The organism is Vibrio sp. RE88 (assembly GCF_013113835.1).
Lineage (GTDB): Bacteria > Pseudomonadota > Gammaproteobacteria > Enterobacterales > Vibrionaceae > Vibrio.
This window is the reverse complement of sequence record NZ_VTYQ01000005.1, coordinates 437,151-451,371: the sequence shown is the minus strand read 5'-3', so window position 1 is coordinate 451,371 and position 14,221 is coordinate 437,151. Positions and strand designations below refer to the sequence as shown.

Here is a 14,221-nt window from a genome sequence, read left to right as displayed (position 1 = left end):
CCTCCACTGAAGGATCCTAGCCTGAACATCGCCGCTTTACTCGGCCGTGAGGCGATCACGTCAAACCAGCAGCTACTGGCAAAAAATATTACCGGCAAGAATGTCATGGTGACAGGCGCTGGCGGCTCGATTGGCTCGGAGTTGTGCCGACAAGTGCTCAAGCAAAACCCCAAGAGCCTGATTCTTTTTGAGCTGAATGAATATAACCTCTATCAAATTGATCAAGAGTTAAGCGGCGGCGCGAAAAACAGCACAAGCACAGTAAAAATTATTCCAATACTGGGCTCAGTCCAAACCGAGCAACGCCTGATAACGCTCATGAAAAACCACAAAGTGGACACCATCTACCACACTGCCGCTTATAAGCATGTTCCGTTGGTCGAAGACAATATCATCGCGGGCATCCAGAACAATGTGTTTGGTACGTTATCATGTGCTCAAGCCGCGATTGAGGCCAAAGTAGAAAACTTTACCCTTATCTCTACGGATAAGGCGGTCAGACCGACCAATATCATGGGCGCCAGTAAACGACTGGCTGAGTTGGTTCTGCAAGCCTTAGCGGACAAGAAGACCGCGACTACCTTTACCATCGTCCGATTTGGCAATGTCCTTGGTTCATCGGGTTCGGTTGTTCCACTGTTCAAAAAGCAGATCGAAGCAGGCGGCCCAATCACTATTACCCATCCGGAAATCGTCCGCTATTTCATGCTCACTCAAGAAGCGGCGGAACTGGTCATTCAAGCCAGTGCTATGGGCCACAATGGACAGGTGTTTGTGCTGGATATGGGCGAGCCAGTCAAAATCATTGAGCTGGCACGTAAGATGATTCAATTATCGGGTAAGAAAGAAGGTTTACTGGGCAACACGCATCACGATGAAATTGCTATCCAGTTCATTGGTCTTCGTCCGGGCGAGAAACTGTATGAAGAGTTACTGATTGGCGGCAACGTAGAAGAAACCTGCCATCATAAAATAATGACGGCCATGGAAGAAAAGCTCAACTGGCAGGAGATGATGTTAGTTTTAAATGAGCTTGAACGTAACTGCAACGAACATGATGTGGTCGCCATCAAGCAGACGCTTCTGTCAGCGCCAACAGGCTACCAAACCGCTAACGTTCACAAAGAAACCAGCGACGTTTGCTAACGAGATAAAACGAGCCGGAAGCCCAAATGGGCTTCCGGTTTAATTTCTTATAGTGAAACGGTCTTTTTGCTACGCATTGATTCCAGCGCCGCATCGGCCAATCTGAGTGCATATTCGCCATCTTCACCTGAGCACTCTGGCTCAGCGCCATTGAGCACATCAACAAAGTGTTGCCATTCCGCGATGTAAGCGTCTTTGTATCGCTCTAGGAAGAAATGCATTGGCTTGGCTGATTGCCTGCCCTGGTCGCTAAGCTGGCTAACCAAGTTTTCATTTTGGTTCGCTGCCTGAAGCATGCCAAGCTCACCATGAAGCTCGATACGCTGATCATAACCATAGCCTGAACGGCGGCTGTTCTGGATCGTTGCCATTGCACCGGAAGGAAATTCCAACACCAAAACACCAGTGTCGATATCACCCGCAGCTCCGATTTCCGGGCTCACTTTACAGCTGCCATGCGCCGCAATGGAAACAGGATCTTCTCCAAGAATAAAACGCGCCATGTCTAAGTCGTGAATCGTCATGTCGCGGAACATGCCTCCAGACACCTTAACGTAATCAGCGCCCGGTGGTTCTGGATCGCGAGACGTGATAGTCAGCGTTGCCGGCTCACCAATTGCTCCCTGATTCAGCTTGTCTTTCAGCGCTCTGAATTGAGGATCGTAACGTCGGTTAAAACCGACTAGCATCGGAACTTGATGCTGGTTAACCACCGCTAAACAGTCTCTGACTCGGCTCAAGTCGAGATCGATCGGTTTCTCACAGAAGATGGCTTTCCCTGCTTTTGCCGCCAGTTCGATCAAATCTGCGTGGGTATCCGTTGCAGAACAAATACACACAGCATCAATCTCACTGTCTTGCATTGCTTCTTCGATACTCTGTCGCTTAGCGCCATGCTGCTGACACAGCAGATTGGCATTAACGTCATAAGGGTCGATGACAGAAAACAAACGGGTTTCTGGGTGATTGGCAATGTTAACAGCATGCACTTGTCCAATCCGCCCTGCTCCAAACAGTGCGATATTAAACATTCTGTACTCCTTACAGATTAGGTAGGAAAGAGGCCCACTGGCATATCTCAGTGGGCATAAACGTGCGTGATTGGGGGTGACGCACTTTTCAGGAGCGCTAATGTACGCTCAAACTTTAGCGATATAAGTTCTTACTCAGACTAATCACTCAGTATCGGAACCCTTGGCGTATTGCTCAGAATTGATCCAAGCGTGGTCTTTTTCCCATGTGAACAACCATTTTCGGGTTGGGCCAGCCATCACATTGAGGTAGTAGCTGTTATAGCCCGCCATTGTCGCTACTGGGTGGTAACCTTTTGGCACCATAACCACGTCTTTATTATAAACAGCCATGCACTCATCCAGCTCGCGATCATCGGTATACACGCGCTGCATACAGAACCCTTGCTCAGGATCGAGTCGGTGGTAGTAGGTTTCTTCGAGATAGGTTTCCGCAGGCTCTGCATCTTGATCGTGTTTATGACTCGGATACGAACTGGTGCAGCCTTCATCGGTGTACACCTCAACCACTAACAAGCTGTCTGCTTCTTTGTCGTCAGGAAGAATATTGTGCACATAGCGCTGATTCTGTCCCTGACCGCGGTGTTCCGCATCAATATCTTGCGGAGCGATCAAGCGAGTTGGAAAGTTTCCCTTCCCCGGCGCCTGACATACGGCCAGTTCAAGCTGAGTATTTGCCACAACCTGCACCGTTTCTTTTGGCGCCACATACACAGCGTAAGGCTTTGTTTTTTCAAACGGAGACATACGCTGACCGATGTTTTCAAAACTCTGGCTATCGGTAGAAATGGTCGCTTTACCAGCGACCAATACCAGACAAAGCTCATCCTCATTAGCATCCAGTTGTATCGAATCACCAACGTTCAACTCATAGACCTTAAAGCCAACGTATTGCCAACCAGCCGATTGCGGCGTAATAGACTGCACAAGCCCTTGTGCACCATCGGGCTGATATTTGGAAAGCAGATACGACATTGCGAGACACTCCATTCTTCACAATAAAACGAATTTTCCATTACACTATCAAATGAAATAATTATTTCACTAATATTTTAGTTTGAAATATTCATTTTGTGGACTGAGTAACAAATAGCCCAAGGTGGTTCAAATACTGAAACGACTAGCTAGTTAAAAGTAAGCCCTTCATACGCTCTAACATCGCGGATGCGACATCATGATGATCATGTTCCCACAGTTGATCATTTAGGAACTCGCCGGAATAAAATCCGCCGTAGCCAGTGGCACGAATAGCATCAAGATATTCTCTGAGCGGGATATCGCCATCACCCGGTAAATAGCCGCGCAGTGACCTTTCGTCAGGCCATTCTTGATTAGGTTCAGGACGTTTGCCATCAGAAATGTGGACGTTATAAATCAGGGATGAATCCAACGAGGCGAACTCTTCTGGTGATGCGCCGCGGCAGGCCCAGAAATGCCAGGTATCAAGCACAAAACCAAAATTGTCTCTAGCCACCGCATCATGCAATTTGAGGCAATCACTGAGTTTAGCGATGGGTGTCCATGCCGCACCTTCGTATTGAAAGCGGATGCCAAAGTCTCGGCCAATATCGGTAATGGAACGTATGTTTCGTGCCGTCAGTTGAATATTGTCTTCGACGCTAAGCCCGTTCAGCCCTTCAAAGGCGTTAAGCTGAATGGTTGGCGCACCAATATCGGCGGCAAACTGACACAAGGTTTCTGTCTCTTTCCACAATGTTTTCTGCTGGTTTTTATCGGTTGTTTCAACACCACCAATAATATCAATCGCACTGGGCGTGATACCAAACTGGTCAAGACGAGATTTAAACTGCTCAGCGGTAAATCCGGCATGAATATAACGCCAGAGTTTTTCGGTATGGATTTCTAATCCCTGATATCCGGTTTCTTTGGCAAGGCGAATATCGGACAGGATGTTACTGTGCAACGAGCACATGCCATGAAGTGCAAAACGCATAAGAGCTCCTTAATGGGAGTCTGAAAGATTTTGGGCCACACAGAGGATAGTGACCCTTCGATTAAGTGAGAATTAACCGATTTCCCGACACATCAGGCTGACTGCCAGAGTTTGTGCCAGATACATGGAGCTACTGAGCGAGCGGAAGCCCATGACTTCCCCTTCCTTCACTTCAAAACAAACATCGTACTTGCTGCCATTTTCCGTCATTTGGTTGTCGGTAATAGCAACGATAGGCACCTGCTTCTCATGCGCACTTTCCACCAATTCACTGGTTTCTGGTGCGTAAGGCGTGAAAGTCACACACAACAGGACATCTTTTTTGTTCATACGCTTTGTCAGAGGTTTCAGCATACCGCCATGATCATCGATTAAGACCACGTTATTGTCTGACTTCATCAGTGCGTACCAGAGATAGAATGCAACCGGATATGCGCGGCGCATGCCTTGAATGTAGATGGTTTCTGCTTCATCAAGCAGAGAAACCGCTTTTTCGAGTTTTTGTGGTGAAACGGCTATTTGTAACTGCTCAATAGCTTCAACATTGGCATGGCCGAAGTCTTGGAACACGGCCGCTGGCGAATCCGATGCCATATCATCGTGCTCACGAGCCTGTCGCACACGCTCTTTATAATCGCGCGGGCGATTCAGGTACTGCTCACGGAACAACGCCTGCATCTGGCTAAAGCCTGAGAAGCCCATAGTATTGGCAAAACGGCTCAGCGTAGAGAGCGGCACGTTCGCTTGCTCGGCAATGGTCGCCATGGTTTCGACAGCCACCAACATAGGCTGGGCCATCACAAAATCCGCTACCTGCTGTAAACGCTGGCTGAGCCTGTCGTAGCGCTTTACCACACGATCACGTAATGTATCTAAATCCGCAGGAACCAATTCCACCTGGCTGTTTTCCACTGTCATACCCTGCACTTCTCCTCGAAAAGCTTTTCTAATTCAAATAATAACTGATTGGTGCACAACTGAATACATCAAGCTATCTATTCTGGAAATTCTTTAAGCCAGAATTTCAAAGTTTCGGATTGCTTCCTGTCTTACCGCGGGTATGACTTTCTGCATAAAGTACAAACGATCGAACTTATCCGGCTCTTGATTGAGCAAATCGCGCAGTCCGTGACCGAATGCCTGTCTCAGACAGGTACCGATATTAAATTTGGCAACACGGCTCTGCTTAAGCTTGAGCATGTCCACTTCACGAATACCGCTGGTGCCGTGAATCACCAGAGGAATATCAACTTGCGCAGCAATTTGATCAAGCAAGCCAAAATCTATCTCGCAGACAGGCTGAGTAAGGCGGTGAATGTTGCCGACCGATATCGCGACACAATCAGCTTCACTTTCTTCAGCAAATCGCTGGGCATCTTGCGGGCTGGTGTATATCGACTTAATGTGATCACGACCTTCTTCATACGGCACTGAACCGATTTCACCTTCAACACTCGCTCCCAAGGCATGAGCAACGCGCGCGACATTACGCGTACGACTGATGTTCTCATCCAGTGTCAGTTGCGAGCCATCAAACATGACTGAGCTAAAGCCAGCTTTGAGTGCACGGAAAACAATCTCTTCCTCGTAAGTGTGGTCAAGGTGCAAACAAACCGGCGCACTGCTCTGCTTAGCAAGATTGAGAAACATGGATGCTGCAGTTTCAACACCATAAAAATCCACCACGTCTTTGTTGCACGCCAGAATGACCGAGCGATTGGTTTCCTCAGTCGCTTCAACAACGGCTTTGGCGTCTTCATAGCCAAAAACGTTAAAACAAGGAACAGCAAAATCCCCTGCCGCCGCTTCCGGCAGCAAATCCTTTAAATTAACCAGCATAAAAGCTCCCTATTTGAATTTGGCGATCATGTCCTTGATGCCCGGAATGGTTTCAACTTGATACTCATGATGCGGATCAAAGTGTTGAATCAGTGACTTAGATGTCTTACCCACGATGATCGTGAAGTAATACATTTCGTACCCAGGGGCAGCAACACTCGGGTGGTACCCTTTGTCTATCGCTATGACAGAGCCAGTACGCACGTGGTAAACCGGGCCAAAGTCGTCTTCATGTTCATACAGAAACTGAGCACCGAAGCCGAAGTCTGGGTTAAAGCGGAATTGATACACCTCTTCATAAAGGGTTTCTTTGCTGCCATCTTCTTTGACGCGGTCTTCATCGTGCTTATGTGGCGGGAAGCCCGACCAACCACCAGCGCCAACCGTAAACAACTCACTCACCAGTAGGCGACCACGCTTGTCCGCGTTGCTCTGCCCTAGTACGTGCTTGATCTTACGGTGTGTTTTTGTATCGTCGGATCCGTATTGAACGATGTCGACATCGTTTTGACGAACACAGAAAGGAGACAGTGCCTCTTCAAATCGACCACCTGCGATCATGATATCCGCATGGTCACTGACACACTCAAGCTTGGCTGTCATACCCACAGGAACGTAGACGGATTCAGGGTTTCCGTTCCAGACGGATTCACGCTGACCAATATTGTCGAAAGCATGTGTTTGCCCGCTTTGTTCAGTGACAGTTACACTACAAGTGCCTCCAGCCAGAACGACAACCGTCTCGTAGTCGTCTAACGTGTAATCGAACGTTTCACCCTGAGCAAGGCGAACGTGATTGAAATAACACAACGGCGTAGTGTCATCATTGACATCAATAATCGCTTCATTGTGGTTATCAAAAGGTGGAATATGCTTTCCCATTGTTCTTCCTTTAATACTGACTGACCAAAAGAAAGCCGGGCCACGATGGTAGGTAGTCGGTGATCATTATTGATCACACTGGCCCGGCAAGACCTAAGACGCTAGTGGCATTCCGACACTTAACGTTGTTCTCTGGTCTCAATAAAATTAAACAGCGCTTCTCTGGTTGGCATGGCTTCCGTACAGCTGGTGCCACTGACATTGATCGCTGCAGCCGCAGAACCATGTTTGACCGCTTGCTCCAGCTCACCGCCGTTGACCAGTGTCCAGATGACACCTCCAGCAAAGGAATCACCCGAACCAAATGGCTTGGTCACTTCGACTGGGAAAATCCCCTGCTCGAAGTAACTGCCATCGCGGCCATAGACTTTTGAGCCTAGTTCTCCGGCTTTGATGATGACGACCTGAGTTGAGCCCGTCAGGAACCGCTGCGCGGTTGCGTCATCATCTTTATTACCCGGTGCGACAACGGTTTCCATCATGTCGAACTCTTCACGGTTACCAATCACGATGTCTGACAGTTGAGATGCAATACCAAAATAGATAGAAGCGTCGACGTCTGTGCGCCATGAATATGGGCGGTAATCTACATCCAGTACCACCAAGGTGCCGCTGGATCTTGCATACTGCATCGCAAGCAACGTCGCCTCTCGGCTTGGGCTTTGTGCTAACGCCGTTCCCGTAACAATCAACACCTTAGAGCTGGCGATATAGTCAGCGTCAATTTGCTCCGGTTTGAGCGTCAGATCCGACGCGTTGTTACGATAAATCAGCACGTCGCAGTCGGAAGGTTTCATCTCGGTGAATGCAACTGAGGTCCGTGAGCCAGAATCATCCGTCATCATGCCGTTCAGATTGATCCCCAAACCACTCATATAGTGTTTGACGTAATCACCAAATGAATCTTTTGCCACACAGCCAATGAAACCGACTTTGCCTCCGAGCTTGTTTACCGCGACCGCAATGTTAGCGGCAGAGCCACCCACGAACTTGTTGAATCCGGAAATATCCTGAATATCAGTATTCAGTTCGCGCGCGTAGAGATCCACACCAGCTCGTCCCAGCACGATGGCATCGAGTTGACGATCGTGTTCGATAGTAATCTTGGTCATATCGTTCCCTCTCTGTGATCTCTGGACTATTTGTAGTCAACCCAAGTGGCGTTCTGGTCAGCGGATTCAACACACTTCTCACACAGACGCACGCCTTCGATACCCGCATCAATGCCCGGATACCATAGGTTTGCCAGAGTTTCTTGATCGTCGTTATTCGCCGCCTGAAACGCGAGAGCAAAACGGTGGTAAAGGTTCGCCCAAGACTCGAAGTAACCTTCCGCATGACCACCGCCAATGCGGTTCGAGGCCACGCCCTCGGCGTCATTATGCAGGTAACCCATACCACGGTCTAATAAACGTGGTGGCTCACCCTGAATTTCATACTTCAGTTGGTTTGGATGCTCATCCCACCACTCAATGGATGCTTTTTCACCAACGATGCGAATCTTCTGCTGATGCATAGCCCCCGAGTTAACCGCAGACGCCCACAATGTACCTACTGCACCGCCTTCAAATTCCATCATCACATGAGCGTTATCTTCCAGAGGAGCACGTGATTCAATGAAGCTTTGGCGCATACAAGCCAGACGTTTGACCTCCAACCCTGTGATCATTTCGCACAGGTAAAAAGCGTGGGTACCAATGTCACCGATCACATAAGTAGGGCCCGAGACTTCAGGACTCACACGCCACTTCAAACCAGGGTCATTCTTTTCATGCTCGATGTTGTGGAAACCATGCGCAAAGGTCATGTTTACGACACGTATCTCACCCAAATCACCACGTTGAACCATCTCACGCGCCTGCTGAACCATAGGGAAACCCGTATAGCCGTACATGACGCCAAGCACGCGGTTGTTCTGCGCTGCGATGGTTTTCAGTTCTTCGGCTTCAGCCACAGTAAAGGTGATCGGTTTTTCGCACACTACGTGCAGATTAGCTTCCAGCGCCGCTTTACAGATCTCGTAGTGAGTTGAGTTCGGCGTTGCGATTGACACTGCCTGAATACCGTCCTCTCTCTTCGCTTCGACGGCAAACATCTCTTTATAACTTGAGTAGCAACGATCGCTGTCCACACCTAAATTGGTGCCGAAATCACGACAACGCTCGGCATCCAAATCTAATGCACCCGCAACTAACTTAAATAAGCCATCGCGCTGCGCAGCGTTACGGTGAGAATAACCAATCTGGCTACCACGCCCGCCTCCGACCATCGCCCAGCGAATAGGTTGTTCAAATCGACGCTCTTCATTAAACATGTTTCAATTCCTTCTTACCGCCGCACTTTTCAGTGCGGCTTAACAATGTACTAATAAGTTTTTAGACGCCACGACGTTGATTGACTCGGCCTTCTTCCCACTCAGACACAATGCTGGCGGTCTCTTCGCTGCGAGTCACTTCTGGTAGCCCAACTTCCCACCAACAGTCGCATTTAGACCAAGTCGCAGGAGAGATAGGATCGATATCGACCACAATCACGTAGGTGCGATCCGCCTCTTTAGCGCGCTGGAACGCAGCATCAAACTCAGTAATGTCGGTCAGTTTCTCGCTGATCGCGCCTTGCGCTTCCGCATGCTTAGCGAAATCAACACGTGCCAGCTCACCGTCAGGGCGTCGACAGTCTTCCAGTAAGTTATTGAATGACTGGTTACCTGTGTTGGTTTGCAGTTTATTGATCACGGCGAATCCGCCGTTGTCACACACCACCACAATCATCTTGTGACCCGTCAGAACGGACGAGTAGATATCTGAGTTCTGGATTAGGTAGGAGCCATCACCGACAAGCACGACTACGTCGTTGTCTGGGTTTGCGACTTTCGCACCCCAGCCCCCTGCGATTTCGTATCCCATGCAAGAGAAACCAAATTCAATGTCAAACTTGCCAATCTGGTAGTTCTGCCAGTTCATAGCCAGCTCAGCAGGTAAACCTCCTGCCGCAGTGACAACGGTGTCACCTGGTTGCATGGATTTATTAAGCTTGCCAATCACTTCTGCATAAGAAGACATGCCTGGTAGCAAGTCGCCTTCTTGTGGATTAGTCCGGCGTTGAACGACCGCTTTCCACTCGTCGGCTTGCGCTTTAGCCGTCGACGCCCAGTCATCACTACTGCGCCAGTTTCCAAGCAGTTGTGACAACTGCGCCATGCCACGTTGTGCATCACATTTTACCGCCAGAGCTCGGTGCTTAATCGCATCAAAACGGGCAACATTCATCGCGATAAGCTTCATGTCTGGATTACGGAAAACGCTCCACGACCCGGTGGTAAAATCTTGAAGACGCGTACCGATTGCCAACACCACATCAGCATGTGCAGCCATGTAGTTGGCTGAATCCGAGCCAGTCACGCCGATTGGACCAGCGTTCAGTGGGTTATCCTGCAACATGGTGGCGCGGCCTGCGATCGTCTCAACAACCGGAATGTTATGCTTTTCAGCGAACGCTTTTAGCTCATCGGTTGCCAGTGAATAGTGAACGCCACCGCCAGAAATGATCAGCGGCTTCTCCGCCTTCATCAGCGCAGCTTTTGCGTCTTCTAAGTCTGCTAACTCAGGCTCAGGGCGGCGGATACGGTGGATTTTTTCTTCAAAGAACACTTCTGGGAAATCGTACGCTACTCCCTGAATATCTTGAGGTAAGCTCAGGAATGCTGGACCACACGTTTCCGGATCTAACATAGTGTCGATCGCTTGCGGCAGAGTATGAATCAACTGCGAAGGTGATACGATTCGATCCCAGTAACGCGTCAACGGTTTGAAAGCGTCATTACAGGTGATAGATGGGTCGTAAAAGTTTTCTGGCTGCTGTAAAACAGGGTCTGGCAGACGACTGACATACGCGTCTCCTGAGATAAGCAGCACTGGCAGGCGGTTAGTATGGGCTATCCCTGCTGCTGTCACCATATTGGTTGCGCCAGGGCCAATAGATGAAGTTGCAATACCGATGCGGCGGCGCTGATTAGCCTTGGCGTAGGCAATAGCCGCTGTCGCCATCGACTGCTCATTCTGACCACGCCAAGTAGGAATTTTGTCTTCAATATTCTTTAGCTGCTGACCAAAGCAAGTCACATTACCGTGGCCAAAAATGGCAAATGCACAGCCAAACAACTGCTCGACTTTACCGTCAACTTCAATTTTCTGTGCAGCCAGATATTGTGCCAGTGCTTCTGCTACCGTAAGACGTATGGTTTTCATTATTGTCTGTCCTTAGTTTTGTCCCTAAGCCTTGTTAAGCCACTCGTTTGAGGCCAGGGTCGACCTTTAATTCACATTGATATTTGATGCGCATTTAAGCAAAGCGTCCCTGCTTTATGCGTGCTTCCTGCATGACGTTGTTAGCCGTTATAAGCCGTATTTTTCTGCATAACCTGAGATATTTTCGTAAGCGGTTTTTGCAAAAGTGAGCGGATGTGCTTTGGCTGGATCTTGTTCCGCTTCCACCAGTAACCAACCTTCATAGTTACGCGCTTTCAAAGCTGCAAAGACATCGTCATAGTTAACATCTCCTGTGCCCGGAACGGTAAAGACACCATCAAGCACGGCATTGAGGAAAGATTTATCCGCGTCACGAGCCGTTTTCATCACATCAAGACGCAAATCTTTAAAGTGCATATGGCCGATGCGATGTCCCCAACGCTCAATCATAGTGACTGGATTACCACCGCCATAAGTCACATGTCCGGTGTCTAACGTTAGGAATACTTCTGGCCCCGTCAACTCCATCAGAAGGTTGATGTCATCTTCCGTTTCACAGATGGTGCCAACGTGATGGTGGAAGGACAGCTTGATATCGTGCTCTTCCAAAAGGTACTTTGCCACTTTGGTCAGCTTTTCACCGTACGTTTTCCATTCTTCCATACTGAGGATGACACGCTGTGAGAGCGGAGTATCGATATCGCCATGAACGCTGTTGCTCACTTCTCCATACACCATCGCTTTACAACCAGCGGCTTTTAGCAAGCGAATGTGCTGCTGCATAGCGTCGATTTCTTCATCCGCTGTAAGCGTCATCAGGTTACCGCTGTACCACCCTGATGCGAGAACCAAATCATGCTTTTCTAAAAGCGGGATAAGCACTTCTGGCTCTCGCGGGTACTTTGTACCCAGCTCAGTACCGGTAAAGCCCGCTTGCGCCATTTCACTCAAACATGTTTCCAATGGGATCTCCCCCCCCAACTCAGGCATATCATCGTTGGTCCAGGTCAGTGGGCTAATTCCGTATTGCACCTTGCTCATGTTTGTACTCCAAAGATTTAAGTTTTCGAAAAACGGATTGAATCAGAGCGCTAAAGCGGCGTTTTTTGAAAAATGCTTTTCATCTCTCGTTCAATCGCACCAATTCGTTGAGTTGCTGCTTACTATAAAACAATACTCATGATATGAAAAATATTTTTCAAACGATAAAAAACCTTCAAAAACTGCTGAAAAAACCTGCTAACAGTAATCACAATAAGGCCTCAAGCATAAAATTGACCTTGCTCACATTTAAAAATAAATACAATATAATTAGTCACTTAGTTCAAACACCTGCCATTGGAAAATATTTTCCACAATTTGATTTGCGTAACAGTTTTCCGGAAAACACGTTAACTGCACTTCCCGAACAAGTTTTGAACGACTAGGATAAAAAACCGAAACAATGAAAAATTCTTATCATTAACAAAGCCAACAGAGCTGCAACATTCCAATAAGTCGTCAAAGACACTCAGCAGCCAACTGGAATTGCCATTACGTGAACAAACATCCAAACCCTGCTCACACTGTTCGATGGTAGAGCGAGAGACGGGTTCTCATATAAAGGAGTAGAGAAACATGTCATCGAGTCATTCGACGGATAAGAGTCAACGAAACTTTGCCTACATTATTAAAATCTGTTGCGTCGCCGCGTTAGGTGGGATCCTTTTCGGTTACGACACTGCGGTCATATCTGGTGCCATTGGGCCCATTACAAATTACTTTGGCCTAACACCTGCGCAGACAGGCTGGGCGGTTTCTAGCGTGGTACTAGGCAGTATTGTTGGCGCGGTCAGTGCAGGCTGGTTCTCTCTCAAATATGGCCGTCGTAACACTTTATTCTTGGCCGCTATTTTGTTTGCTATATCGGCTGTTGGTTCCGCACTCGCCCCAACTTTCACTTTCTATACCTTGTTAAGAATTGTTGGCGGCGTCGCAGTTGGTTTGGCCGCCGTTGTCTCCCCCATGTACATGTCTGAAGTCGCACCCAAGGATTTTCGTGGCCGTGCAGTGAGTATGTTTCAACAATCCGTTGTTGTCGGCCAAACGGTGGTGTTCTACGTCAACTTTGTGATTGCTAAAGGCATGACAGAAATGTGGCTTCAGGATCTGGGTTGGCGTTGGATGCTGGGTTCAGAGATCATTCCCGCAATCATATTTGGCGCTCTACTTTTCACCATTCCAGAATCGCCACGCTGGTTAGTACTGAAAGGCCAGAAAGACAAAGCAAAACAGGTCCTTACCCGCATTTCTGATGCAGAACATGCGCAGCGCGTAATCAATGAAATTGAAGACTCTTTGATGGCGAGTCGTGTAGTGAAGAAAAGCCAGGTCAGCCTTAAGTCTCCTCTTATGCTGTCAATCGTCGCTGTGGGTACCTTTGTTGCCGCAGCGCAGCAATTCACTGGGATCAACGTCATCATGTACTACACGCCTGAGATCCTAAAACCCATTGTTGGCGGCACAGAAAACGCACTATTCCAAACCACCTTTATTGGCTTAGTGTTTATTCTCGGTAATGCGCTGGGTATGTACCTGATCGATAAAGTGGGAAGATTACCGTTAATGAAATGGGGTACGCTTGGCTGTGCACTCAGCATGACCTATGTCGGTTTCGTGGTTTACAACCAGTCTGAAGGTTACTCTGCCCTGTTTGCTCTTTGCTTGTACGTGGTTTCTTATGCGACCTCGTGGGGCTGTGCGTGCTGGACTATGATTTCAGAGATTTTCCCGAATAGTATCCGATCACGAGCAATGGCGATCGCCGTCGGTGCTCAGTGGTGTGCAGGCTTTGTCGTCACGCAATCATTCCCAATGCTCAATGAAAATGCCTTCCTCAAAGAGCAGTTTAATGGCGGGTTCAGTTTCTGGTTATTTGCTGCTCTCTCTATGATCTGCATGTATTTTGTGGTCAGATATGTACCAGAAACCAAAGGTGTTGCGCTGGAAAAAATGGAAGAAGTGATGGCTCAGAAGCTTGGCAAAGCCAAACCCTCCACCACTCAACAGGAAAGCGCACACGTATAAAAATAATGGAACTACCGCGAGCACTAAGGTGCTCGCTTTGGCGCATAAGGAAGTCG

The 14,221-nt window shown here is 48.4% G+C and carries 11 protein-coding genes and 1 pseudogene; 2 read left to right on the top strand and 10 right to left on the bottom strand.

Features of this window, described 5'->3' with window-relative positions; genetic code table 11:
* Positions 1–21 precede the first annotated feature (21 nt).
* Positions 22–1,146: pseudogene (locus F0265_RS14660) on the top strand (nucleoside-diphosphate sugar epimerase/dehydratase); the annotation flags it as partial.
* Positions 1,147–1,193: 47 nt separating this feature from the next.
* On the opposite strand, the gene iolG reads toward F0265_RS14660, so the two are convergent.
* From iolG to iolE, 10 genes are all read right to left on the bottom strand, one after another.
* Positions 1,194–2,177: an inositol 2-dehydrogenase gene (gene iolG, locus F0265_RS14655; RefSeq protein WP_171749436.1), complete on the bottom strand. Its 984-nt coding sequence runs from the start codon at positions 2,175–2,177 to the stop codon at positions 1,194–1,196.
* Between the two features lie 144 nt (positions 2,178–2,321).
* The gene (iolB, locus tag F0265_RS14650) at positions 2,322–3,152 is read right to left on the bottom strand and encodes a 5-deoxy-glucuronate isomerase (RefSeq protein WP_171749435.1); all 831 of its coding nucleotides are present in this window, start codon (positions 3,150–3,152) and stop codon (positions 2,322–2,324) included.
* A gap of 145 nt (positions 3,153–3,297) precedes the next feature.
* Positions 3,298–4,131 (bottom strand): sugar phosphate isomerase/epimerase family protein, encoded by an 834-nt coding sequence (locus F0265_RS14645; protein WP_171749434.1) that lies wholly within the window; start codon positions 4,129–4,131, stop codon positions 3,298–3,300.
* Positions 4,132–4,203: 72 nt separating this feature from the next.
* Entirely contained in the window at positions 4,204–5,049 is an 846-nt protein-coding gene (locus tag F0265_RS14640) for a MurR/RpiR family transcriptional regulator (protein ID WP_095664811.1), read from the bottom strand.
* A 93-nt stretch (positions 5,050–5,142) separates the two neighbouring features.
* Positions 5,143–5,970, bottom strand: coding sequence for a class II fructose-bisphosphate aldolase (locus F0265_RS14635; protein ID WP_171348887.1), 828 nt, complete (start codon positions 5,968–5,970; stop codon positions 5,143–5,145).
* A 9-nt stretch (positions 5,971–5,979) separates the two neighbouring features.
* Positions 5,980–6,852, bottom strand: a complete 873-nt coding sequence (locus F0265_RS14630; RefSeq protein WP_171749433.1) for a 5-deoxy-glucuronate isomerase — start codon at positions 6,850–6,852, stop codon at positions 5,980–5,982.
* 119 nt (positions 6,853–6,971) lie between these two features.
* A complete protein-coding gene (gene iolC / locus F0265_RS14625) occupies positions 6,972–7,964 on the bottom strand; it encodes a 5-dehydro-2-deoxygluconokinase (RefSeq protein WP_171749432.1) in 993 nt (330 codons plus the stop codon).
* A 26-nt stretch (positions 7,965–7,990) separates the two neighbouring features.
* Complete coding sequence (locus tag F0265_RS14620) at positions 7,991–9,166, bottom strand: Gfo/Idh/MocA family oxidoreductase (RefSeq protein WP_171749431.1); 1,176 nt, start codon at positions 9,164–9,166, stop codon at positions 7,991–7,993.
* Between the two features lie 61 nt (positions 9,167–9,227).
* Positions 9,228–11,099 (bottom strand): 3D-(3,5/4)-trihydroxycyclohexane-1,2-dione acylhydrolase (decyclizing), encoded by a 1,872-nt coding sequence (iolD, locus tag F0265_RS14615; protein WP_171749430.1) that lies wholly within the window; start codon positions 11,097–11,099, stop codon positions 9,228–9,230.
* A 147-nt stretch (positions 11,100–11,246) separates the two neighbouring features.
* Complete coding sequence (gene iolE / locus F0265_RS14610; protein ID WP_171749429.1) at positions 11,247–12,140, bottom strand: myo-inosose-2 dehydratase; 894 nt, start codon at positions 12,138–12,140, stop codon at positions 11,247–11,249.
* Between the two features lie 576 nt (positions 12,141–12,716).
* On the opposite strand from iolE, the gene F0265_RS14605 reads away from it, so the two are divergent.
* Entirely contained in the window at positions 12,717–14,165 is a 1,449-nt protein-coding gene (locus F0265_RS14605) for a sugar porter family MFS transporter (RefSeq protein WP_171749428.1), read from the top strand.
* Positions 14,166–14,221 lie beyond the last annotated feature (56 nt).